This window comes from Jeotgalibacillus soli, from assembly GCF_000829435.1.
Taxonomy (GTDB): domain Bacteria; phylum Bacillota; class Bacilli; order Bacillales; family Jeotgalibacillaceae; genus Jeotgalibacillus; species Jeotgalibacillus soli.
Genome location: NZ_JXRP01000018.1, coordinates 688,706 through 712,617 on the forward strand (window position 1 = coordinate 688,706; position 23,912 = coordinate 712,617).

Annotated in this window: 21 protein-coding genes and 1 pseudogene; 9 read left to right on the forward strand and 13 right to left on the reverse strand. The window is 37.8% G+C overall.

The genetic code is table 11. From position 1 onward, the window contains the following. Positions 1–16: 16 nt before the first annotated feature. The 5 genes from KP78_RS13685 to KP78_RS13705 all read left to right on the forward strand — a co-directional run bounded on the left by KP78_RS13685 (position 17) and on the right by KP78_RS13705 (position 5,872). The gene (locus tag KP78_RS13685; RefSeq protein ID WP_041089739.1) at positions 17–1,216 is read left to right on the forward strand and encodes an iron-containing alcohol dehydrogenase; all 1,200 of its coding nucleotides are present in this window, start codon (positions 17–19) and stop codon (positions 1,214–1,216) included. Between the two features lie 254 nt (positions 1,217–1,470). After that, positions 1,471–2,397, forward strand: coding sequence for a DMT family transporter (locus tag KP78_RS13690; RefSeq protein ID WP_041089741.1), 927 nt, complete (start codon positions 1,471–1,473; stop codon positions 2,395–2,397). A 280-nt stretch (positions 2,398–2,677) separates the two neighbouring features. Continuing rightward, on the forward strand, positions 2,678–3,001 hold the full coding sequence (locus tag KP78_RS13695) for a hypothetical protein (protein ID WP_041089743.1): 324 nt from the start codon (positions 2,678–2,680) through the stop codon (positions 2,999–3,001). Between the two features lie 279 nt (positions 3,002–3,280). Next, positions 3,281–3,532, forward strand: coding sequence for a hypothetical protein (locus KP78_RS13700; protein WP_052474848.1), 252 nt, complete (start codon positions 3,281–3,283; stop codon positions 3,530–3,532). 1,683 nt (positions 3,533–5,215) lie between these two features. After that, positions 5,216–5,872: a 2OG-Fe(II) oxygenase gene (locus tag KP78_RS13705; protein ID WP_041089747.1), complete on the forward strand. Its 657-nt coding sequence runs from the start codon at positions 5,216–5,218 to the stop codon at positions 5,870–5,872. Positions 5,873–6,068: 196 nt separating this feature from the next. Here the strand turns inward: KP78_RS13705 and KP78_RS21250 are convergent, their stop codons facing one another. The 5 genes from KP78_RS21250 to KP78_RS13725 form a co-directional block, all read right to left on the reverse strand. Continuing rightward, positions 6,069–6,179, reverse strand: a complete 111-nt coding sequence (locus KP78_RS21250) for a hypothetical protein (RefSeq protein ID WP_084220072.1) — start codon at positions 6,177–6,179, stop codon at positions 6,069–6,071. Between the two features lie 392 nt (positions 6,180–6,571). After that, entirely contained in the window at positions 6,572–6,763 is a 192-nt protein-coding gene (locus KP78_RS13710) for a hypothetical protein (protein ID WP_041089749.1), read from the reverse strand. Positions 6,764–6,790: 27 nt separating this feature from the next. Then, positions 6,791–7,219: a hypothetical protein gene (locus KP78_RS13715; RefSeq protein ID WP_041089751.1), complete on the reverse strand. Its 429-nt coding sequence runs from the start codon at positions 7,217–7,219 to the stop codon at positions 6,791–6,793. Between the two features lie 89 nt (positions 7,220–7,308). After that, a complete protein-coding gene (locus tag KP78_RS13720) occupies positions 7,309–8,193 on the reverse strand; it encodes a CvfB family protein (protein ID WP_041089753.1) in 885 nt (294 codons plus the stop codon). A 108-nt stretch (positions 8,194–8,301) separates the two neighbouring features. Next, positions 8,302–9,567, reverse strand: coding sequence for a DUF4139 domain-containing protein (locus KP78_RS13725; RefSeq protein ID WP_041089755.1), 1,266 nt, complete (start codon positions 9,565–9,567; stop codon positions 8,302–8,304). A gap of 122 nt (positions 9,568–9,689) precedes the next feature. Between KP78_RS13725 and KP78_RS13730 the strand changes: the two genes are divergently transcribed. Next, positions 9,690–10,877: an LL-diaminopimelate aminotransferase gene (locus KP78_RS13730; RefSeq protein WP_041089757.1), complete on the forward strand. Its 1,188-nt coding sequence runs from the start codon at positions 9,690–9,692 to the stop codon at positions 10,875–10,877. A gap of 504 nt (positions 10,878–11,381) precedes the next feature. Further along, entirely contained in the window at positions 11,382–11,570 is a 189-nt protein-coding gene (locus tag KP78_RS13735; RefSeq protein WP_041089759.1) for a YolD-like family protein, read from the forward strand. A 127-nt stretch (positions 11,571–11,697) separates the two neighbouring features. On the opposite strand, the pseudogene KP78_RS20785 reads toward KP78_RS13735, so the two are convergent. The 5 genes and pseudogenes from KP78_RS20785 to gltB form a co-directional block, all read right to left on the reverse strand. Next, a pseudogene (locus tag KP78_RS20785) lies at positions 11,698–11,781 on the reverse strand (alpha/beta hydrolase); the annotation flags it as partial. Between the two features lie 88 nt (positions 11,782–11,869). Next, positions 11,870–12,067, reverse strand: coding sequence for a hypothetical protein (locus KP78_RS20790; RefSeq protein WP_235420935.1), 198 nt, complete (start codon positions 12,065–12,067; stop codon positions 11,870–11,872). Positions 12,068–12,225: 158 nt separating this feature from the next. Next, complete coding sequence (locus KP78_RS20795) at positions 12,226–12,378, reverse strand: hypothetical protein (protein WP_235420936.1); 153 nt, start codon at positions 12,376–12,378, stop codon at positions 12,226–12,228. Positions 12,379–12,549: 171 nt separating this feature from the next. After that, a complete protein-coding gene (gltD, locus tag KP78_RS13740) occupies positions 12,550–14,031 on the reverse strand; it encodes a glutamate synthase small subunit (RefSeq protein ID WP_041089761.1) in 1,482 nt (493 codons plus the stop codon). A gap of 15 nt (positions 14,032–14,046) precedes the next feature. Next, positions 14,047–18,603 carry a glutamate synthase large subunit gene (gene gltB / locus KP78_RS13745; RefSeq protein WP_041089762.1) on the reverse strand — a complete coding sequence of 1,519 codons (4,557 nt, stop codon included), beginning with the start codon at positions 18,601–18,603 and terminating at the stop codon, positions 14,047–14,049. A 136-nt stretch (positions 18,604–18,739) separates the two neighbouring features. On the opposite strand from gltB, the gene gltC reads away from it, so the two are divergent. Further along, positions 18,740–19,642 carry a glutamate biosynthesis transcriptional regulator GltC gene (gltC, locus tag KP78_RS13750; RefSeq protein WP_041089764.1) on the forward strand — a complete coding sequence of 301 codons (903 nt, stop codon included), beginning with the start codon at positions 18,740–18,742 and terminating at the stop codon, positions 19,640–19,642. Positions 19,643–19,672: 30 nt separating this feature from the next. Here the strand turns inward: gltC and KP78_RS13755 are convergent, their stop codons facing one another. The 3 genes from KP78_RS13755 to KP78_RS13765 form a co-directional block, all read right to left on the reverse strand. Then, positions 19,673–20,008 carry a L,D-transpeptidase gene (locus tag KP78_RS13755; protein WP_041089766.1) on the reverse strand — a complete coding sequence of 112 codons (336 nt, stop codon included), beginning with the start codon at positions 20,006–20,008 and terminating at the stop codon, positions 19,673–19,675. Positions 20,009–20,183: 175 nt separating this feature from the next. After that, a complete protein-coding gene (gene ppc / locus KP78_RS13760; RefSeq protein ID WP_041089769.1) occupies positions 20,184–22,946 on the reverse strand; it encodes a phosphoenolpyruvate carboxylase in 2,763 nt (920 codons plus the stop codon). Between the two features lie 323 nt (positions 22,947–23,269). Then, positions 23,270–23,539, reverse strand: a complete 270-nt coding sequence (locus KP78_RS13765) for a YtzC family protein (protein WP_422723714.1) — start codon at positions 23,537–23,539, stop codon at positions 23,270–23,272. Positions 23,540–23,722: 183 nt separating this feature from the next. Between KP78_RS13765 and KP78_RS19630 the strand changes: the two genes are divergently transcribed. Beyond that, on the forward strand, positions 23,723–23,860 hold the full coding sequence (locus tag KP78_RS19630) for a small, acid-soluble spore protein L (RefSeq protein ID WP_106388571.1): 138 nt from the start codon (positions 23,723–23,725) through the stop codon (positions 23,858–23,860). Positions 23,861–23,912: the final 52 nt, after the last annotated feature.

The following is a 23,912-nucleotide window of genomic DNA, read 5'->3' on the forward strand; positions in this document are numbered from 1 at the left end:
TAAAGGAGGTTATGATATGTCGAAAGGTACAATGGGAGAATATCGTTTTCTGCCAATAGAAAAAGTGATTTTTGGAGAGGGAGCTATCGAAAATATTCCTGAAGCGGTTGCTCTATTGAACAGTCACAGAATTGCAGTTATTGCTAGCAACTCTCTAATGGGGTCATCTTCACTTGGGAAAATAAAAAAACTGCTAGGAGAAAGGTTGGTTTGTGTTGTTTCTGGAACAGTTCAGCATGCCCCCGCCTCAAGCATTCTCACGGTCGCTGACAAGATAAAAGAACATAATCCAGATTTATTGATTAGTTTCGGTGGCGGGACAGTGATTGATACAACTAAAGCGATAGCTCTGGTAATAGGTGAAGGGATTGAATCCATAGAGGGATTTAGTAAATACGCGGTCAAATTTGAATATCCAGATAAAATTGAAATTCCTTCTATAACGAATTCACTTCTTCCACATATATCAATTCCAACTACATTATCTGCAGCTGAATTTTCAAATATTGCAGGAATCACTGATGAACAACGAAGGGTAAAAAATTTATATATTGATGATAAGCTAACGCCTATTCAAGTTTTTCTAGATCCTTCTGTAACTTTAGATACCCCCCAATGGCTTTGGTCAGCAACAGGGCTGAGGGCACTTGATCATTCTATTGAAACCGTTTACTCAAAAAAGACACAGGTGGTTACTACTACCTTAGCAGTGGAATCAATTAAACTACTGAATAAAAACCTACGAAAATGCCAAGAGGATCCAGCAGATATTGATGCTCGTATGCAGTGTCAACTAGCAGCCTGGATGTCATTTTTTGGAGTAACCAACGTCATGATGGGAGTCAGCCATGGAATTGGTCACCAGCTTGGGGCTCATGCTAATGTTCCTCATGGTGTTACCTCTAGTATTATGCTGCCTCACGTTATGCGGTATTGCCTGCCAGTTACGACTCATGAACAAGCACAAATATCAAAGGCAATGGGCTTAGATGCATCAGAAATGACAACAGAAGAGATGGGTCAGCGTGCATCAGAATTAGTTAGCATTCTTATCCAAGATCTAAAATTGCCAGCAAGGCTTAGAGATGTTGATGTAAATAAAGATTTATTTAACATTATTGCCAAAGATGCGATGGGAGATTTAGTAGTCGCAAGTAGTCCACGTAAGGTAAAAAGCCAGGAAGATATTGTTCAATTACTTGAACAAGCATGGTAAAGGACGAAGATAAAAATTATCTGAAAGAACAATAAAAGCTTCTATTCACAAAAAGTTAATTATTTTTAATAAGGAGACAGTCATAGGCTCAGTCTCCTTTCATATCAGCTAAAACTAATATTTTTTCGTTCTCCTTGTATAAGCCACTACAAGTCATGCAGTTATAAAAAGCTAGGAAGGAATGTATATCACTATAATGTCTATTAAACATGATCAAAAGAAGATACCCTCATATTTTACAATAGTGATTACTAATGAAAAATAATATTTATGGATCATTTCTTATATTAGTTTCTGCAACTTGTTATGGTGTCATGGGAATTTTAGCAAAGAATGCTTTTGCTGCAAATGTTAGTATAGAAACTCTCTTATTTTATAGATTTCTTGTGGCAGCTACCTTATTTTGGTGTTGCGTCCTTTATAGTAAAACCAACTGGGTATTACCCCTCAAACAACTAATAACACTCTTTATTATGGGGGCAGGAGGCTATGCCGGGATGGCCATTCTCTTGTTCACTTCTTATTCATTATTACCAGTATCTTTAGCCGCAACTGTATTTTACTTGTACCCAGTTTTTGTTGTAATCCTTCCAATCTTATTTTATAAAAAATCGTTAGAATTTATCACGATAATAACAATTATATTCTCATTAATGGGACTTTATTTTATGCTAGAAAGCGATTTTAGTCAGCTGAATTTCCTCGGATTATGCTGTTCATTGAGTTGTGCCGTGTTGTACGTTTTTTATATATTCCAGACAGAGAAAATTAACCACTCTATAAGTCCGATCCTCAGCTCAGCCTACATTGTACTGTTTGCTGGCGTAGCACTATTTATTTTTGCTGTGTTCAAACAGAATTTAACAATAGAAATCAGCTATTCAGGTTGGGTATCAATCATAGGAATCGCTTTTTTTTCAACTTTTCTGTCAATTCTTGCATTTGCTAAAGGTGTAGAACGTATCGGAAGTGCTAAAGCAGCCCTATTAAGTATTTTCGAACCGATCGTAACCATAATGCTAGGCTATTTTCTGCTGCAGGATCCTCTTAGTCATATACAAAAAATTGGAATATCGTTAATTTTGATAAGTGTACTGTTAACTCAAATCAGCTGGTTGAAGACAGGTCCAGAAATTACCAATAAGAAAAAGAATGTTAAGAAAAGAGGATTTTATAATTGATTCAGAGATTTTGATCAATCCCCTTACATGGTGAGGAAACGAATTTGGAAACAACCTTATAATAAGTTTTACATATATTAGTCATGAATACTCATTTACCAGCTCTATTACCACTGACTGCATTTTAGATTTAACTTTCTTCACATAAATAAAGACACTATAATAACTCAACGTTAAAATGAGACATATCCTTTTTAAAACTTAATCCGCTTTCGTATGAAAATGTAACCCTAAGCCAATAAATGAAATAATTAATTTATTTACTTAGGAGTGAACTGTGATGAGCGAACTGTTTATTGGTTGTACAGTAAGGCACAAGTACAATTTAACGGAAGGTATACTCTTGACTGCGTATGTTAAGGAAGGAGATTTTAAAGGCGGGGTAGTGAACTATTACTGCAAAAACGAAAGAAAATATAATAAAGGGTACTGGAATAGATATTACATCGAGTTAATTGATGAAAAAGATCCTTCGCACCAATTGATCAACATGGATCCCGAAATGAACTTTGCGTTATTTAAAATTACTAGTGATCTCTCGCTGCAAACTGGGGATAAGGAATGGTTTAATGAAATGCATAGGACAGAGGATATGAGCCCGTAAAACTACATAGTGTAACTATTACTTATTTAACTTTATCATTGTAATGGATAATAACAAAAAACACTTGCTAAAAAAGTAAATAGTATAAAAATCAAAATTTAGGACATGCAATGTTACTTTTATTTTACTGTGAAATTTCACTATTACCATCTCATGCTAATAAAACTGAAAATATCGGAATTATTCGTTATAATAAGTTTACCAAGTAGTTGAAGGAGAATTTTTGTGAAAAAAGAAGAAGAAGATCGAATCATCCAAAGCTACCAAAATGATGAGAAAATGATGATTCTGGTATTTGCTCAATGGTGCATCAATCATGACCTTGATCCAGAGGAGCTGTATGTTCGTGCTTATTCTGATCAATCCTCTAACCAATCCCTGAAAGAAGCGATTGATTTAACTGTTTCTAAGGATGAAGCAGGAGAAGTGCCTGATGAGACTTTGCTGGGAGTTTTATCGTTATTCGGTAACGACGAATTAGCTTTTATTGTTACAGAGGAAATGGAGAAAAGAAAAAAGTTGAAAAACTAAATGCCAAAAAACAAAACAGTCTCCCCTGAAGGGAGACTGTTTTCAATATACATCGCTTAGTTTTACATATTTAAAGGTTACAACTCATCCTACACCTATTTAGCAGAATGCCTTTTAGCGGGGATTTCTTTTCTAATATTTTGTCCAGTTCTCTCCGGTTCTATTACTGTATACTTCATAGCTTTCTTCATATTCCCACTATATGGTGCCAGACATTTAATACAAATTCCATAGTTTGAAACTGTTTAACTCAGTATTTTTATCTTGTTCTTGTTTATGTTAAATGAGGTTGGCTATTTTTCCAGGAAAAATGTTCAGATTGGAGCAATTAAAACAATAATGCGCACCTAGCTTTTAACATTTCAAATATCTCTATAAATTAAAATGGATAATAGTGGAAAAACACGCATCAGTTATTCTTTTTCTGATGGACAATTATGACAGGCTAGATGAAGAAGGAATTTAGACTTTAAACAGAGAATAAAAAGGTTATAAGAGTGAATATTTAAGCGATTTATATAATTATTTAGTTAATCTCTGCTTTTACCTTCATCAAAATAATCGAAATTACAATTATTTCGTTTTATCTATTATTGTAAGTTGATAATAAAACTAACAATTTCATATTTTATTCTAAAATAGGTTAGGGAGAAGGGATATCAATGAAGGATGAATTACAGTATATAGGTGAAAAAATTGTACAAAACAATGATTTATTATCTCAAAACTTAGTTAATATTATGTTGACACACCACACACAAAATTTATTAGAAAAGTATTGATTTCTCTTCTATAAAGTCATATGAAAATGTTAAACAAGCATTACTTAGCATCGGTAATCCCAATAGTCAATAAATAACAATTTCTTTTTTTACAATTAGCATCACTTCTTGAAGTGGAAGTGATGCTTTAAAAATTGGACCAGGGTACACCACCATTTTAGCGGGTCCATTAGTTGAACAAGGGAGGGGTATGACTTCTTGAAACCTTATTTAACCGTATGTCCTATTAACTCCTTTAATGTCCTCAAATCCACTTTATCCTTATTTCTTGTACTAACAATCCAGTAAACTTTATGTCTTAAATGATGCAACATAAATCTTTAAGAGGGCAATCCTGCCCGATCTAAAGTTTCCATAAATATTTAAGAAGTTCACACGGGTTTAGTGTATATGATTTTATTATAAAAAAACAGGCTCAGTATATGGATCTGCTGTTCAGTTAGCTTAAATTTTTAGGCTTTAAATAATGGGATCATCATGGAATGAAGGGGAAAAGGCGTTCTTTTTTCCTTTCCCACAAAATAAAATGGTTAAATTATCCAGATTAATTTGTTCCTATATAAAATCCACTAATTCTTGTCGTCTCATAGCTTTCGTAGCCAGTAGCTTAAACATTAATTCATTTCGTGTAAGCGGGCGTTGCTCATTTTCCTTCTATAATGTCAGATACTTACTAATGAGGTAAGTATTGGTTGACCTTAGGGAGCTTGAATACCTGCGGTGAAGACAGACTTCATATAGTTTTCCTTTAAACAAAATGTACTAAATGATTTTAAACGTGAGGGAATATTTTCAATAAAAAATTTGGAAATTTAAACTATATTTATGATATAATTATCACAGAAACCGCTTACATATATGAACCATTCTGAAAATTCATCTTTTAAGGGGCTGATGAAAGTTGACAGTGGATACCAAAAAATCAACCATTAAAGAACAAACTATTTTTAATCACAAAGGGCATATTATCAAAACCGAAGATAGAGAGATTAATATCATTGCTCGAGTGGAAGAACCACTAATAGTAGTTTTAGGAAATGTTTTGAGTAGCGAAGAATGTGATGAGCTAATTAAATTGTCAAAAGACAAAATGCAGCGTTCAAAAATTGGAGCTACACGCGATATAAATGAGATAAGAACAAGCAGCAGTATGTTTTTTCAAGAAAATGAAAATGAGATCATTACCAAAATTGAAAAAAGAATATCATCTATTATGAATATACCCATTGAACATGGGGATGGTATTCAAATTCTTAAATATGCTCCTAGCCAAGAGTATAAAGCTCATTTTGATTTTTTTTCCAAAATAAGCAACACATCCAAAAATAATAGAATCAGCACACTCATCATGTACTTAAATGATGTAGAACAAGGCGGGGAAACTATTTTTCCTAAACTAAATTTTTCGGTATCCCCACAAAAGGGTATGGCTGTATATTTCGAATATTTCTATACCGATACAAATGTAAACGAACTCACTTTGCATGGTGGAGCACCCGTTATAACGGGGGAAAAGTGGGTTGCAACACAATGGATGAGAAGGCAAAAATTAAGATAATAGAAAAAGGTTAATAGGTACGGCAAGTATTGGAACAGTTAAGTCCATATATGTAGAGTTGGGGGAGAAGTCTTTCTTTTATACCCTTTCCAATAACACGAACTATATTGTTCTCTAAATCAATTTGCTGCTATGTCAAACAAGAAAAACACCGTTTAATGGGTTGAGGCTAAATTTGATGATTCATCACTTAATCTTAAAAAAATCGGCGAACTTTAGAAGCTTTTAAGTGATTTATATCCAGAGAGCGTTTATGACCAGCTAAGAAGGTTTCAAAAGCTTGCAGATCATCCGTATAACCACGCAAAGTATTTTCTAAGTAAGTTTTTTAACTTGCAAATACAACATAAATTCATCTAGGGTATGATGATGAAAATTCATTTTAAAAACCTTTATTAATAAAAGTTATAGCTAAATACAGCAATTCTCGCCACATACGAAGCGATTATGTAAAAGTTAGGATCTTGATAGGCATTCTTATGTGAACATGAGGGGAGACCTCAGATGTTATAATTTTTCCTTCTAGTTTACATAATATATATTATAGGAAGTTAAAGAAATAACACGTAATTCATCTCATAACTTAAGTAAACTATTAATATTGAGACGGAAGATAAAAAATGAAATTGTACCTTATTCAGCGTTTTAGTTGCTGGATGTATGCACAATTTCATTTCTTCCTAATGATTATTTAATAACTTATTGATTGCACTGTTCATGTAGCTTTGCAATTTGATACCTTCTTACAGCGATAAACGTGTTTATTACACAGAGAAAGCCTAACAAGGTGCCCATTGCATAGTCGCCTCTTACAATATTTTGTATAGTCCAGAAACCGGTTAAAGCTGCAAATATCACATTAATTGCAATCATTGCTGGCTGCACTCTCATTTTACTCCTCCTTCCAATCATTTACTACTAGTCGAGCTTAAGTTTATGTAAACCGCCACCTTCTAACTTGGTATAATATTTTTCCTCTAATTCGAACAAAAGTTCTAATACTTTATCTTGGCTAATTGAACCTTTTTGAATACTGTCTTCAAGTTCATTGCGAGCAAGTGTTGCTGCGATCTGGTCTGGTAATATATCCTGCTCATAATTTCTCATGGCTAAGTCAAAGTCTTGCTCCATTAATGGCGTAGGAAAGTATTCTTGAAACTCCTCATCATACTCCACATAATGTTCAAAGCCGAAATCCTTCGCCAGTGACAGGATATATTGCTCCGTGGCCATAAATTCTGTATCCCGGTCCTTTTCATCCTCTTTTGTTGAATGTAAGACTAGATCAGATAAGTAAAATGCCTTTAACATTTTTTCATATTGTACTTTTGATAGCTCTACTTTCATTCTGACACCCGCTTTCTCACGTGGTTTAAATTTAGCTTACCTATTCAAAAAAAGAATGAGGTAAATTCACCCATTCTTTTCAGTCGTTTTTAGTTTTCCTTTTTAGAAGAGGTCGTTGTATATGTCCAGCCTTCTTCTAGACGAACTTTATTATCTTTATATAGTTTTCCTATAGCGCGTTTGAATGAAGCTTTGCTCATACCAAATGTTTCTCGAATTAGCTCGGGATCACTTTTGTCGGTAAAAGGAATGGCTCCATCATTCTCCTCGAGAAAGTTGTAAACAATCGATGCATCATCCACCATTTTATCTTGCTTACGTGGAAGTAAAGAGCCATTCAATGTGCCATCGTCTTTTACCTCAATTACCCGTACCGTCACTTCTTCACCAAGACGCGGTTCTCCCTTACGCTCACTTTCGTGTACAAAGCATCGGTAGCCTTCCTCTGTTAATAAGAAGGTCCCAACTCGAAGCAGGCGATATGGTCTTGCTTTTAGTTCTTTATTATGAAGTTCGGTCTCTGCGCGTCCGGATAACACTTGAACAACTTCTTCAGTAGCAAGACGTGCAAACATATTTCCGCTGCGATCCGTTCTAAGTGTAATGTACAAATAATCTCCCGCTTGTGGCCAGACATGGCGCACGGCCGGTAAATCCATTGGCAAAACCGATACTTCTCTTGAAATGCCAATATCTAATGCTGCTCCGTCCCGCTCATTGACTTTAATGACTTTCGCCCAGCCATACTTTCCTTTTATGATTTCCGGTATCGTCATTGAAGCTACAACACGCCCTCTGCGGTCAGCATATAGGAAAAATTCACGTGTTTCTCCGATTGCTGGTGTTTCTGTCACTTCTGATTCATTTAATGGAAACTCTTCATTACCGTTTGTTAAATAAAAGCCAAACGGCGCTTCTCGATCGACTGTTAATGTCTGAACAGTGCCTGCAATCGATTCTTCTCTTTCGTACATAGTAATCCTCCTGTAATGGCTCAATGTTGTTAAATTTACCACGAAAATAATTGGTTGTATACTGATACTACAGCACATTTACACCGATTTAATCATAAAATGAAACAACTATACTCTATTATTTATCTTCATTTTAATCGTAAACGTTATTTTTCGCGTTTCCTTTGACTTTAGTGTAACAGATAGCTGCAGTTCGTTTGCTGTTTTATACACAATATCAGCAGAATGATTGACAAGGTCCCAATCTTCCTGAAATACAGGTTGTTTAACGATCACCAGAACAGCTTCATCCTTAGCATTATAGAACGTATAGGCGTGCTCTTCAAATCGTTTGTCATCCTGTATATACCTTCTAAGAATGACATGTTCACTAGATATATCAACGGCACGGCCGAACTCAATTTGCACTTTGCTAGCAGGTGCTGTATAGGGCATCCGTTCTTCCCCTGCGAACAGGTTCCCATTCTCTTTTTGATAATACAGCTTGATGATACCTTTTGCCAACGGAATCTTTTCTTTGTGCTGCCATTCTATGGTTGTCAAAGGATGTTTATCATGACTGGTTACCACATAAAACAATCGATAAGGTATATTTTTCTCTTGCATGAATTGAATTTGTTTTTGTTGTCGGTCGAGTATGTCAACAGGAAACGGAATTGTAAATAAGTGCAGCTCGCCCACGGTTTCTTCCGTTACTTGTTGTGAAGGCACAACCATCATGACCTCTGGTTTAGGCTCTGGACCGCGTACTCGTGAGGTTATCCCAGCCATTGTCTGAAGAAATACATGATAAAACGATGTTCCTGAAGAATTTTTCACTTCAATCCAACCGCTCAGTGTTAAATGACCATTAGATAAAATTGCCTTGTACTGTGCCTGCCACTGAAGACCTTCTGTTAGGTATGTAAACATAAATGCTTTTTTGATCGATTCATTCACATGAACGCGACATTCAACCACAGGAGATGACAAAGCTTTTTCCGGAATTGCGATCAAAGAGAGCTCGCCCTTCGGATTTATTAGCACTTCTTTTGAGTCTACATCCTCCAGTATAAGATCTGGTGAGTGTTCTAGCAGCCGATATTGTGTTTTAGGCTGATCCTTAAACTGAAATAATACCTTTTCTCCTTGAACAAAACGAAGCAAATAATTTTCGCTAAGCCCTTTATTTCGCTCTATTGTAAGCTCATTCACTTCCAAATCATGAATAATCAGGCTGCTCGTTTCAATTAACTTTGGGAGGTCCTCTATTCGTAACCATTGTGTTGTGTGAGATAGGTTGATCGTTCGTTTTTCATTGACACTTGCAAATCCACCCTCATATACAATCATATGCAAGGCTTTAAGATCACGGGCTTTAGAGATAAATTGCATACTATCACTCCCTTTACTCTAAATTAAGTGATATAAAAAACGTTTTTTGTCTCACTTTTTGGTACAATATTGAACATGCATGAAGCATAATAAATCTTTACATAGAAAAGAGGAGTTCATGGATGGAGTTCCAACAATCAAAAAGAATGGGTGGATTTAAAACACTGATCTTTAGTGAATTATCCGCATATAAGAAACAAAAAGCAGCAGAGGGCGCCGCCATGATCGATCTCAGCATCGGGAGTCCTGATCTCGCACCTCCTGGATTTATAAGAGAAACTGTCTCTTCATTATCATCAGAAGAAGATCAGTACGGCTATACGCTTACAGGTATTCCGGAATTTAACGAAGCTGTGTCTGCTTATTATCACAATGAGCATGATATAACCATTGATAGTCAAACAGAAGTAATGCTTTCTATGGGGTCACAGGATGCGCTTGTTCACATTCCCATGGTGTTTGCAAACCCTGGAGATTATATACTTGTTCCTGACCCAGGTTATACCGCATATGAGACAGGTATATCAATGGCTGAAGCTAAACCTTATTATATGCCGCTTACAGCAGAAAATGGCTTTCTTCCCGATTTAGATTCAATTCCCAATGAGATTGCCAAGCAGGCTTCTATGATGATATTGAACTTTCCTGGAAATCCAGTACCTGTTCAGGCAAATGAAGCATTTTATAAGAATGTCATCGCATTTGCGCAAAAGCACAACATACTGGTTGTTCATGATTTTGCTTATGGAGAGCTTTATTATGATGGGAAAAAACCGATAAGCTTTCTGTCAGTACCAGGAGCGATTGATGTCGGTGTAGAAACCAATTCTTTATCGAAGAGCTTTAATATGGCAGGATGCCGTATTGGATATATTGCTGGCCATCCGGAGGTTCTTAAGGCAGTAAATCAAATGAAATCGAACCTTGATTATGGGGTTTTTCGTCCGGTACAGGTCGCTGCTGCAAAAGCGCTAAAAGAAGGCGGCTGGTATGGCGAAGAAGCGAGAGCCATTTATCAAGAGCGACGAGACTGTTTTATTACTAGCTGCCGTAACATAGGATGGGATATCCCTTCCCCTGAAGGTGGAATGTTTGTTTGGGCGCCTATTCCTAAAGGTTATACCTCAATCGATTTCGTTTATACATTAATGGACCATGCCCATGTTGTTGTTACTCCAGGCAGTGCCTTTGGTCCTTCTGGAGAGGGATATGTTCGAATTGCTCTAGTGCAGGATAAAACGCTGCTTGAGGAAGCCGTCAATAGAGTGAAAAAGCTTGAACTTTTTACGAATAATAAAGCATTAATATAATCTCATAATATCTATTTGGAACACCGTGAGTCCGAGCATTTCTAACTCACGGTGTTTTTATACTCCTAGCTTCCCTTTTTCAGTTTTTTAAATTTTGTCCCTTTAAATCCCCGCTTACATAATTTCATACTCATAAATCTGAAGCATTATATTCTTCTCCCTCATCATCCATTCTCTAGATGATACTATCTTTTTAAGGTATCTTCTCTTATGGCAAACTCAACCACTATGATGATTTACATCTCCAATCAAGTCACAGTTTCTTCGTTTTCATGCCTAAAGCAAGTGTGAAGATCCTTAATTTATTTCCTTATAATTGAATATAGATGCTGTGCAGTCATTTTTTGCTCACAAATTCACATTTTGTTCAGATTTATATGAAAACGCTTTCTTATTTTTGTGTATACTTAAACTATACGAAATGAGATCTTCTTTTCTTACAATATCGACTAACCATTTAAGGAAATGAATAGAAAAAATATAATTAAAAAAGGAGTAAAAAAAATGATTCTAAAAGCATTGAGAAAAAATAGAACGATCACGATCAAATATTACGAAAATGGCATGTTTCAAACATGCAGCGGGCGTGTAAGTAATCTTAACCTTTCTGAGCAAACGCTTTCTTTGATGGACGAACAACAAAAGATCTATTCGATTCGTTTATCTGGTATAAAAGATATTCAATCACGATAGATAACATAGTGTCTTTCTTAAAATTCGTGTTTGCGTAACCAGAGCTCACAATCTCGGATCCATGTATACGCCTCTGATCCTGTGCAAGACCCAGTCCATGACCTCCGCTTTCGTAAACGTGTAAATCAAAAGGCATTCGATTCCTTCCATGTGAAGCAGCGAATAAAAGACTGTTTTCAACGGGAACTGATTGATCATCCGCTGTATGCAATAAAAATACAGGAGGTGTTTGAGCTGTTACATGTAATTAACTTGATAATTGTTCACGAAGCCCGCTTGAAGCATGCTCTTCAATCAAATTACTCATGGAGCCATGAATGTAGATACTCACCAAATGAAATCACGGGATAACATAAGATCATTGCGTCTGGTCGACAGGAGACATGCTCTACTAAATCAATTTCGTTTGGATTTCCATTATCAAAATGGGTTCCTGCTGTAGAGGCTAAATGCCCCCGCTGAGAAGCCGAGAATGCCAATGCGGTTAGGTTCAACATTCCATTCAGATGTATAAGTGACGAATGTATCGAATGGCACGCTGTATGTCCATTAGTGGAACTGGATGTTTATATGGTGCTACTCGGTAATCTAGTATGATGGCACTTATGTCAATATCATTCAACCAATGTGCAATAGGTTCTCCCTCATGCTGTGCTCATCTTCCATTTCCTCCACCTGGTAATATAATGACCGCTGGCGTTTCTTCCTTGTTTTTTAAGATGTAGGATGTCAGCCTAGGACTAGGAGTATCCTCTATTGAATGACCTGCTGACAATGGAGCATCCTCCGGCCATAATGATATCATCATGTTTTACTCTCTCCTTTCAATTCTCTGTATTTCAACGTTTATTAGTAAAACGTTTATCTATACTGTAAGCGTTTTTAACTAGATTGCCAATTTTAGAGTAAGCATACAAGGAAATATAAAAGGTCAACCAGAGATGCTGGTTGACCTTCTTAATTGTACAAATTGATCTTTTTACGATAAAACAGTAGCGCCCATTAAATAAAGGTCTACTTCACGTGCTACCTCACGACCTTCGTTGATTGCCCAGACGATTAAGCTTTGACCTCTTCTTGCGTCACCTGCTGCGAAGACACCATCAATATTGGTTGTGTATTCTCCGTATTTTGCATCAATCTTTTGGTTCTTAGTGTTCACGCTGAACTGCGATAGAACAGGCTGTTCAGTACCTTCAAAACCAATTGCAATGAATACAAATTGAGCTGGCCATACTTTTTCTGTTCCAGGAATTTCTTTAAAAAAGAATTGACCATTTTCATCTTTTAACTTTTCCATTTGAATTGTGTGGAGTTCCTTTAAGTCACCATTCTCATCCATCACCATTTTTGTTGTTTGAATGGAGTATTGACGAGGATCTTTTCCGAACTTAGCGTCCGCTTCCGCGTATGCATAATCAAGTGAAAAAACATTTGGATATTCTGGCCACATATTATCTGGCATACGAGATGCCGGCAAGATTGGGTGCTTCCCAAACTGTACGACGCTTCGGCAATTTTGACGAAGTGCGGTAGCGACACAATCTGCTCCAGTGTCTCCGCCACCGATTACAATGACATCCTTACCTTCTGTATCAATATAGTTTCCATCTTTAAAGTTTGAATCCAGTAAACTCTTCGTAGTAGATGTTAAATATTCCATTGCTAGATGAATGCCCTTAGCTTCACGGCCTTCAATCTTCAAATCACGCTGTTTTTGAGCCCCAGTAGCAAGGATGACTGCATCATACTCACTTCTTAATTCTTGTGCTGTGATGTCTTTACCTACTTCTGTGTTTGTGACAAAGTCAATGCCTTCTTGCGTCAACAATGTAATACGGCGTTCAACGATTTCTTTTTCAAGCTTCATATTAGGAATACCGTATGTCAGCAACCCTCCAGCACGATCTGAACGTTCATAAACCGTTACCGAGTGTCCTGCTTGATTTAACTGATCAGCACTTGCTAATCCTGCAGGACCTGATCCGATAATCGCAATCTTTTTGCCAGTACGGTTCTGAGGGATACGTGGTGTGATCCACCCTTCTTCAAATCCTTTATCAATAATCGTACGCTCAATGCTTTTGATTGCTACAGCTGGATCAGAGATGGCTACAACACAAGATCCCTCACAAGGCGCTGGACACACACGCCCTGTGAATTCAGGGAAATTATTGGTTTTTAATAAACGGTCAAGAGCCTCTTTCCAGTTGCCGCGGTATACTAAATCATTCCATTCAGGAATCAGGTTATTAATTGGACAGCCAGTTGTGGCTCCTTTTATCTCCATACCCATGTGACAGAAAGGAGTTCCGCAATCCATACAACGGGCTCCTTGCTTACTTAACGTTTCATCAGAGAAAGGGCTTGAATATTCTTTCCAGTCTTTTATACGCGTGATTGGATTTCTTTCACTAGCCTTTTCACGAGTATATTCCATAAATCCTGTTGCTTTTCCCATCTTCCTCTCTCCTTTCTATTGCAATACTACTTCCTTTATTGAAGCCTTCTTTTTTTCTTGATTTGCATTCGCTTGAAATGCACTCATAATAGCTTGATCATCTGTTAAGCCGGTTGCTTTTTGCTCCTGAATAAGATCAGTCATTCGTTTGTAGTCGTTAGGAATCACTTTGACAAATTTCGTCACTAGATCGTTCCAATTATTTAGTATATAAGCAGCTTTTGCACTTTCAGTATAAGTAAGATGATTTTCGATCATTTCTTTTACTTTAATTGCATCCTGCTCCGATTCAATTGATTCAAAGGCAATCATTTCTTTGTTGCAAAGGGCTTTAAACGCTTCTTGATTGTCCGAAAGCACATAAGCAATACCACCAGACATTCCCGCAGCGAAGTTTTTACCAACATCACCTAAAACAATTATGCGACCGCCCGTCATATACTCTAGACCATGGTCACCGATCCCTTCAACGACTATGTTCGCACCGCTGTTTCGAACAGCAAATCGTTCACCTGCACGTCCGTTTATATATGCTTCACCGCTTGTAGCACCATAAAAGGCAACGTTACCAGCAATAACATTTTCTCGTGGTGAGAGCTTAGAAGCCTCTGGCGCTTTTACAACCAATTTACCTCCGGATAAGCCTTTTCCAATATAATCATTGACATCCCCTGTTAAATAGAGAGACATCCCTTTTGGAACAAATGCGCCAAAGCTCTGTCCTGCTGAACCCGTAAAACGAAGGGTAATCGTGTCTTCAGGCAATCCTTCTTCTCCGTATCGTTTTGATACTTCACTTCCCACAATCGTTCCAACAACGCGATTAACATTTGTAATCGAGAATGAGGCATCGACTGGAGTCTGATCGAATAGAGCTGGTTGAACAGCTGGCAAAATTTCTTTTATATCAAGTGATTGAGCAATTTTGTGATTTTGTGGCGTTTTAAATGTACGAATTCCTTCAGGCTGATAAAGGAGGGTTGATAAATCCAAATCCTTTGCTTTCCAATGTTTTTTTGCACGGTCGCTTATTTCTAATACATCCGTACGCCCTACCATTTCTTCAACCGTTCTAAAGCCAAGCTCCGCCATGCTTTCTCTTACTTCTTGAGCGATAAAACGCATGTAATTGACGATATGATCCGGGTCACCCGTGAATTTATTGCGAAGCTCGGGATTTTGTGTTGCTACCCCTACAGGACAAGTATCTAAATGACACGCTCGCATCATGATACATCCTAAAATAACAAGCGGGGCTGTAGCGAACCCAAATTCTTCAGCACCAAATAGGGCAGCCATGACAACATCTTTCCCTGTCATCAGTTTTCCGTCAGTTTCTAACACTACCCGCTCACGTAAACCGTTTAACATTAACGTTTGATGCGCTTCTGCTAGTCCAAGCTCCCAAGGCAATCCTGTGTGCTTGATACTCGTTTTAGGTGATGCACCTGTACCTCCGTCATAACCGCTGATGACGATCACATCCGCTGCACCTTTCGCAACACCAGCAGCAATCGTTCCAACTCCGGCCTTTGCCACAAGTTTCACGCTGATGCGTGCATCGCGGTTGGCATTTTTCAAATCATGAATTAACTGCGCCAAATCCTCGATTGAGTATATATCATGGTGAGGGGGAGGTGATATTAAACCTACACCAGGTGTTGAACCACGTACATCCGCTACCCATGGGTATACTTTATTTCCAGGAAGCTGACCGCCTTCTCCAGGCTTTGCCCCTTGCGCCATTTTAATTTGCAGCTCATTGGCATTTACAAGGTAGTGACTTTTTACACCAAATCGGCCGGATGCAATTTGCTTGATTGCACTTCTCCGGTTGTCACCATTTTCATCAAGGGTATAGCGGCTAGCATCTTCTCCACCCTCACCGCTATTGCTTTTTCCACCTAAACGGTTCATGGCAATTGCCAATGCTTCATGCGCTTCTTTACTCAAGGAACCAAAGGACATTGCCCCTGTTTTGAAACGACGCACGATGGAATCCACTGATTCAACTTCATCAATTGGCAAAGCTTTACGTGTTTTATTAAACGTAAATAGATTACGCAGGAAACCAATTCTCTCTTCATTTGCCATGTCTGCATATTGTTTATACAGATCATAATCATTTTTACGGCATGCCCATTGCAAGGTATGAATCGTTTTTGGATTAAACGCATGATGTTCACCCGTCTTCCTCCATTGGAAGTCACTTCCCGACTCAAGTGTACGATCATATGATTCTGCTAAAGCTGTTTCATGACGAAGCAGAGCTTCTTTTGCGATTGTTTCCAATTCAATCCCGCTAAGCTGTGATGCTGTCCCGCTGAAGTATCGATCAATCACTGTTGAACTGATCCCAACAGCTTCAAATATTTGAGCTCCACGGTAGCTTTGAACGGTTGAGATCCCCATTTTGGACATGACTTTTACAACGCCTTCGGTCACAGCTTTAATATACTTAGCCACTGCGTCTTCATAGGAAACCAGTAAATCCCCTTCAAGAATGGCCTGCTTATAGGTTGTAAAAGTCAGATAAGGATTAATAGCATCAACACCATACCCAATTAATGCGGCAAAATGATGGACCTCTCTTGCCTCACCTGTTTCAACAACTATGCTGACCTTTGTTCTGTTTCCGTTACGTACAAGATGCTGGTGAAGCGCACTTGCTGCCAGTAGAGTTGGAATGGCTGCTTGACCTTTGTCCATATTTCGATCAGACAATATTAAAAGACTGAACCCATTAGCAATTGCTCGTTCCGCTTCAGCAACGATTCTCTCAAGTTCACTCTCTAAATCTTCTGAAAATAAGGTGTGAATGATATGACTTTTAAATTCTGACAGGTTGTTTGATTTTAATTGCTGCATTTGAGCATTTGTCAAAATAGGTGTTTGCAGCTGAATGCGACGGCAATTTTGATTATCTGGATGCAGCAGGTTTGCTTCAGCCCCTAAATAGGTGACTGTTGAAGTAACGATTTGTTCACGGATCGAATCGATCGGTGGATTTGTCACCTGTGCAAATAACTGTTTAAAGTAATTAAACAAAGACTGCGGGCGATCCGATAATACCGCAAGCGGCATATCATTTCCCATTGAGCCAAGCGGATCTTTCCCTTCCGTGATCATTGGGATTAAGTATTTATGAATATCTTCATGGGTATAACCAAATGCCTTTTGACGGAAAAGCAAATCCGTAACTGCCTCTTCTTCCGTATTTAGTTCATATTGAGTCAATTTAACGAGCTGCTCATCAAGCCATTGTTGATAAGGATAATGTTGTGCCATTTCCGATTTAATCTCTTCATCCGGAATAATACGTCCTTCTTCTAAATCGATTAACAGCATATTCCCTGGACTTAAACGTTCTTTGTATAGGATGTTTTCCTCTTTAACATCGATCACACCAACCTCAGAGGAGAAAATAATGTAATCATCTTTTGTTACATAGTACCGAGCAGGACGAAGACCATTTCGGTCTAAGATTGCCCCTATTTGATTTCCATCTGTAAATGAAATCGCTGTAGGTCCATCCCAAGGCTCCATTAGCGTGCTGTGATACTCGTAAAATGCTTTCTTTTCCTTCGGCATATGCTCGTTTTCTGTCCATGGTTCAGGAATTAACATCATCGCTGCATGTGCGGGCTTACGGCCTGCTAGGACAAAAAATTCTAGTGCGTTATCTAGAATGGACGAGTCACTGCCGTCTGTATCTAAAATTGGCAGCACTTTAGGCAGATCTTCCCCAAACGCTTTTGATACAAACTGCTTTTCTCTAGCCTGCATCCAGTTAATATTACCTCTTAATGTATTAATTTCTCCATTATGGATAAGGTATCGGTTTGGATGAGCTCTTTCCCAGCTAGGAAATGTATTTGTGCTAAAGCGTGAATGTACTAATGCAAATGCTGAAACAAATTTCTCGTCTTGTAGATCTAAATAAAAAGCATCCACCTGATCAGGCGTTAGCAACCCCTTATACACGATTGTTCTGCTTGATAGACTTGCGAAATAGAAGCGTTGCTCACGATCACGGGCCCATCGTTCTGCCTGTTTTCTAATGATATATAATTTGCGTTCAAAAACTAGGTCATCTTTAATATGGTCATCTGCTCCAATAAAAAGCTGTCTAATAACCGGACTGCTTTCCTGTGCTGCCAATCCGATCGTGTTTTCATTTACAGGAACGGTTCTCCAACCAAGTACAGTTTGTCCTTCTTTTTCAACAAATGAATTTAATTGAGCTTCAATCTCAATTCGTGCTTCATCATTTTTTGAAAAGAAGAGCATTCCAACTCCATAGCGACCTTTTTCCGGTAAGTTCATTTCCGAACATGTATACTTGAAAAATTCATCTGGGATTTGCACCATTAATCCTGCGCCATCCCCAGTTAGCGGATCACTTCCTTGTCCTCCGCGATGATCTAATTGACAAAGCATTTTTAGTCCTTTTCTAACAATATCATGTGTAGCGCGTCCTTTAATATGAGCGTATAAGCCAATTCCACATGCGTCATGTTCAAAATCAGGACGGTAGAGACCTTGTGCTCCTGGCAGTTGGTTAAATGACATGTTATCTCCCCCGTTTCATTTTTTCTTAACACCGTTACGTCACTTGTTGTTATTGTAGGTTTTCATATTCATACAAACAATATATAATTTAGATCAGAATGATCTCGAATAGAGATAAATGGAAAGAGGGAGCAAAATGGAGCTACGTCAACTACGTTATTTTATTGAAGTCGCTGAACGGGAACATGTTTCTGAGGCTGCTGAACATCTGCATGTAGCTCAGTCCGCCATTAGCCTGCAAATTTCCAAACTTGAAGCAGAGCTCGGTGTCACGTTATTTGAGCGAATAGGAAGGAATGTAAAATTAACACCAATAGGAAAAACCTTTTTAATGCATACAAAAACGGCCCTAAAAGCCATTGACTATGCCAAAAAGCAGGTGGATGATTACTTGAATCCTGAAAAAGGGACCATTAAGATCGGCTATCCAACAAGCCTTGCAACACATTTATTGCCAACTGTTATTTCTGCGTTTAAAAAAAGACAGCCAAATATATCTTTTCATTTACGTCAAGGATCCTATTCATTTCTCGTCGATGCAGTAAGAAACGGCGACATCGATATCGCTTTTCTTGGACCTGTTCCAACCAACCATCAAGATATTCTAGGTCATATTTTATTTACAGAAAACGTTTCTGCATTAATACCCGCAACACACCGTTTGGCTGATAGGCAAAGCGTGTCTTTAAGAGATTTGAAAGAAGAAGACTTCGTATTGTTTCCAAAAGGTTATGTTCTCCAACAAATTGCCGTTAATGCCTGCAAACAAGCCGGTTTTATGCCGAACATCACTTCTGAAGGAGAAGATATGGATGCCATAAAAGGGCTCGTATCGGCAGGAATTGGTATTAGCCTTTTGCCCGACAGTACTTTTCACGAATCAATCCCACGATTTACCGTTAAATTACCGATTGAGATGCCTCAGGTCAAACGAACAGTCGGGATCATCACGCCAAAAAATAGAAATCTGGCACCCTCTGAAAAAGTTTTTTATGAATTTGTCAAAGATTTCTTCTCCGTTTTGGAGCAGTATCAATAGTGGTTTGAAAGGTAATTGATAGAACACTGATCATTTGTGTATATAAACATTCGTTAATAGTGGGACCATTGAAGAAAGTTCTTTTACATCATGATTGTACATCCTTATACAGCCGTGAGAAGCTTTTTTTCCAATTGAATACGGCTGGTTAGTGCCGTGAATTCCGTAATGAGGCTTTGAAAGTCCCATCCAAAGCTCACCATAAGGACCTCCTGGATAATATTCTTTGTTAATAATCATGTAATTTCCAGCAGGAGTAGGTGTTAACATTTTTCCAACAGCAATTGGGTAGACTTTTAGTTTATTACTGCCATCAAAAAGTGTTAGTTGACGTTTACCAACAGATACATCGATCCAACGAGTCATTTTTCCATCTCCTCAGAAAGTTATCCTTGTATTATATGAATTCATAGCTGTTTTTGAAAATGAACATTTATAGTATCTAGCACATAGAAACCAAAATAAATAAAAGCTCCCCGCTGGCAAGGAAACTTCAATTGCCTGCGGGGAGCTTTTTATAGCTTCAATTATGATATTCAAATCAACCTGTATTACGCAAGCCTGCTGCAATGCCACTAATGGTCAATAAAACTTGTGTAATCAGCTCGTCATCCGGTTCCTCAATGGCCCGCAGCTCCTTAATTAGCTCTACCTGCAGGAAATTCAATGGATCTACATATGGATTTCTGCGATGTACGGAATCTTGAATATTCGGTGTGCGTTCTAATAACTCTTGGTCACCAGTAATCTTCAATAAAATATCTTTCGTTTTATTATATTCTTCCACTATATTACCAAAAATACGATCTGCGATTTCTCGATCTTCAACAAGAGAAGAGTATTCTTTAGCGGTTGGAATGTCAGCTTTCATGAGGGCCATTTGTAAATTATCGACGGTTGAACGGAAAAATGGCCACTCGTGATACATTTCTTTTAAGATTGATAAATTCTCAGTGTTTTTTGAAGCAAACGCCTCTAGGCCTGTGCCTGCTGCATACCAAGCCGGTAATAGCTGACGGCTTTGTGTCCATGCAAATACCCATGGAATGGCCCTTAAATTCTCAAATTTATTGCTATTTTTCCGGCTCATCGGACGAGAACCTATATTTAAATCAGCCAGTTCACCAAGTGGTGTTGCTTGATTGAAATAGGTGAGAAAATCTGGATCTTCAAAAACAAGAGACTGATATTTTGCAAGTGAACGTTCTGAAATTTCTTCAATTGTACTCACCCATCGCTCATCTCGTATATGTCCTTGTTCAGACTCATTTAAAACATTTGTTGCTGCTTTTAGCAAGGTTGATGTAGCCTGTTCTAAGCTTCTATAAGCGATATCTTCAAGTAAATACCGTGATGACAATACTTCTCCTTGTTCAGTAATCTTCACTCCGTCGCCAAGTGTTTCAGCAGGTTGCGATAAAAGACTGCGATTTAACGGACCGCCCCCACGACCCAATGAGCCGCCGCGTCCATGGAAAAACTTCAATCCAATTTTATATTTTTTAGCCATTTCATGTATTTCGACCTGGGCTTTATAGAGCTTCCAGTTCGCAGTTAGCGTGCCACCGTCTTTACTTCCATCCGAATAACCAAGCATAATTTCCTGCTGATCTCCCATCCCGCTTAAATGATGTCGATAAACAGGCATTTGGAACAATGTTTCCATGATTTTAGGACCTGCAGTTAAATCATCGATTGTTTCCAATAATGGTGCTACATTTAAATCTGTCTCCACGGTGCCATCCGTATGAAGTCGGTATACTCCGGCCTCTTTTGCAAGAAGAAGAACTTCCAGCAGATCACTTGCTGACTGCGTCATGCTAACTAGATAAACTGAGATCGAACGCTTGCCAAATTTTTCATGCGCTTTTTTAATCATTTGGAAAACTTGGAGGATCTCCTGCGTTTCTTTAGAGTAATCTTCATGCAATGATAATAGAGGTCTTGGATCCTTCAGCAGTGATTCTAGTAAGCTTACTTTTTCATCTTCAGTTAGTGCCGTATAGTCATTCGCAATATGGACTTTTTTAAGAATTTCGCCAATTGCAGCTTCATGTTCTCCGCTATGGTTACGAATATCAAGAGTGGCAAGATGGAACCCAAATAATTGGACCTGCCGAATTAATTTTTGCAGCAGCTTTAATTCATGATTGGTAGGTTGATGCTGATACGTACTCCGATGGATCATGAATAAATCCTCAAGCAGCTCCTCAGATGATTTATAACCAATTTCAGGTTTACCAACTTGTTTTAGGCGTTCAATCATAATCGCAAATTTACGTCGGTAAGCTTCTCCTTCATGCACCCATTTTTTATCTTCAGTTAGATATTTTGTTTCTTCTTCATCAAGAGATCCAAGGAGTTCTTCGCTGATTTTCACTCTTGTAGTCGATTGACTGAATCGTTTCATCAGCTCAATTAACACCGCTTTATATTTTTTTAGTACCAATCGCTGCTGTTTGTGGAGCGTTTCCCATGTTACTTCAGCTGTCACATTTGGATTACCGTCCCGATCTCCTCCGATCCAAGAACCGAATCTAAGAAAATGAGGTACATTCCATAGTCTGTCTGGGTAATGCTCCTTTAGGCTATCCTCCACTTCCTGATGAATGTCTGGAAGCACGTCAAAAAGAGTCTGATCAAAATAATATAAACCGTTTCGAACTTCATCGATGACTGTCGGTTTGTTGTGACGCAATTCGTCTGTTTGCCATAGAACGGTCACTTCATTGAACAAGCTCTCCTCCAGCTTTTTTCGCTCCCTCTTCGACAGCAATGGATTCTCTTTTTGCTGCAGAATAGAGGCGATTCTCTTTTGAATTTCCAAAATTGATCTCTTTGTTGCCTCAGTAGGATGAGCAGTGATAATCAATTCAAGAGACAGCTTGGTTAATACATTTTGAATAATGTCAGCGGATATGTGATTATCCTTAAGCGATACAATGGCATTTTCAATTGAACCAGGCTGAACATTAATTTCGGATTGGAGCTGATATTCCCTTCTTCTTCGTATGCGATGATTTTGTTCAGCTGCATTAACTAGATGAAAATAAACTGAAAATGCACGTATTACTTGTTTACGCATTGGTGAACCTAAGGTTGATATTTCTTGTTTTAAAAGATCATATGTTTTATCATCTTCTTGATTGCGAAGAATCTTACTGATCGTACGAATTCTTTCGACTTTATCTAACAGCTCTGTTCCCCCTTGAGAAACAAGTATTTCTCCTAGAATGTTACCGAGAAATTTTACATCGCGACGTAATGGAAGACCGCTGTCATTAACTTGTGTTATTGTTGTCATCATTTCACCTTCCTATTATGCTACTGAAATTTTAAGTATTAATATAGTATATATTTATAGCTTTTGGCAAGGACTCGCTAACAGAAAATTAAAACAATATGTATATTTTTACTTTATATTTTTTTTAGGTGTGCTTATTTTAAAATTATTAATAAATTCATGGTTCCCTTCTTTATATTTCCCCATTTACTCCAAATATCACTATTATTAAATTACAACAAGTCTTAAATAAGAAGATACAAATTATATGTTGATTATATAATACAATAAAAAAAATGACCCAATATACAGTTGAAAATCCTGTACAGGGTCAGTAACCAAAATTAATGCCTTAATGAAATCATATCATGTCTCATCTGATGAAGCTGTATTTTCATTCTTTGTAGCTGTTCTTTTTGCTCTTCATTTGCGTAATGATTTAACTTTTCAAGATCATTATATGCACTTTCAAGCAATAATTGGGATTGAACAAACTCCGAGTTGTTATAATGCTCCTGCTGAGATGCCTCTTTATATTGCTCTTTTGCAATGCTTAAGACGCTTTCACACTGCTCCAGGCAATCCTCCATTGATTGTCTTGTTGCTATTACAATCCACCCCTCTCAAAAATAATTGTTGATTTTATCTCCTACTTCATCCAATTGCATAAAACTCCGTTGTTCCTATCATTATTTACAGTGAATGACTGAATTATGTACCAAGTCTCGTCAAATAATTACCATACTACATTGTTCATTTTTAGCACATAGTAAGATTAAAATCAGGAGGTGTTTAGGATGAACCAAAGCAAAAAACGAGGAAACGATGCGCAAAGCGGAGTGAACCCACAAGGATATTCGGATGGTGGCAAGGGTGATACAAGTCCAAAATCAAGGCTTGAAAATATAGCTAAACATAGTAACACTAAAAGATAAAAAGTAATCCCCAAATTTAATCCTGGGGAACAGTCAAATTTATATAAACTAT

Coding starts and splice junctions, on each gene's coding strand:
- KP78_RS13685 (WP_041089739.1), top strand. CDS start 17: ATGTCGAAAGGTACAATGGGAGAATATCGTTTTCTGCCAATAGAAAAA.
- KP78_RS13690 (WP_041089741.1), top strand. CDS start 1,471: ATGAAAAATAATATTTATGGATCATTTCTTATATTAGTTTCTGCAACT.
- KP78_RS13695 (WP_041089743.1), top strand. CDS start 2,678: ATGAGCGAACTGTTTATTGGTTGTACAGTAAGGCACAAGTACAATTTA.
- KP78_RS13700 (WP_052474848.1), top strand. CDS start 3,281: ATGATGATTCTGGTATTTGCTCAATGGTGCATCAATCATGACCTTGAT.
- KP78_RS13710 (WP_041089749.1), bottom strand. CDS start 6,763: ATGAGAGTGCAGCCAGCAATGATTGCAATTAATGTGATATTTGCAGCT.
- KP78_RS13715 (WP_041089751.1), bottom strand. CDS start 7,219: ATGAAAGTAGAGCTATCAAAAGTACAATATGAAAAAATGTTAAAGGCA.
- KP78_RS13720 (WP_041089753.1), bottom strand. CDS start 8,193: ATGTACGAAAGAGAAGAATCGATTGCAGGCACTGTTCAGACATTAACA.
- KP78_RS13725 (WP_041089755.1), bottom strand. CDS start 9,567: ATGCAATTTATCTCTAAAGCCCGTGATCTTAAAGCCTTGCATATGATT.
- KP78_RS13730 (WP_041089757.1), top strand. CDS start 9,690: ATGGAGTTCCAACAATCAAAAAGAATGGGTGGATTTAAAACACTGATC.
- KP78_RS13735 (WP_041089759.1), top strand. CDS start 11,382: ATGATTCTAAAAGCATTGAGAAAAAATAGAACGATCACGATCAAATAT.
- KP78_RS20790 (WP_235420935.1), bottom strand. CDS start 12,067: ATGTTGAACCTAACCGCATTGGCATTCTCGGCTTCTCAGCGGGGGCAT.
- KP78_RS20795 (WP_235420936.1), bottom strand. CDS start 12,378: ATGATGATATCATTATGGCCGGAGGATGCTCCATTGTCAGCAGGTCAT.
- gltD (WP_041089761.1), bottom strand. CDS start 14,031: ATGGGAAAAGCAACAGGATTTATGGAATATACTCGTGAAAAGGCTAGT.
- gltB (WP_041089762.1), bottom strand. CDS start 18,603: ATGTCATTTAACCAACTGCCAGGAGCACAAGGTCTCTACCGTCCTGAT.
- gltC (WP_041089764.1), top strand. CDS start 18,740: ATGGAGCTACGTCAACTACGTTATTTTATTGAAGTCGCTGAACGGGAA.
- KP78_RS13755 (WP_041089766.1), bottom strand. CDS start 20,008: ATGACTCGTTGGATCGATGTATCTGTTGGTAAACGTCAACTAACACTT.
- ppc (WP_041089769.1), bottom strand. CDS start 22,946: ATGACAACAATAACACAAGTTAATGACAGCGGTCTTCCATTACGTCGC.
- KP78_RS19630 (WP_106388571.1), top strand. CDS start 23,723: ATGAACCAAAGCAAAAAACGAGGAAACGATGCGCAAAGCGGAGTGAAC.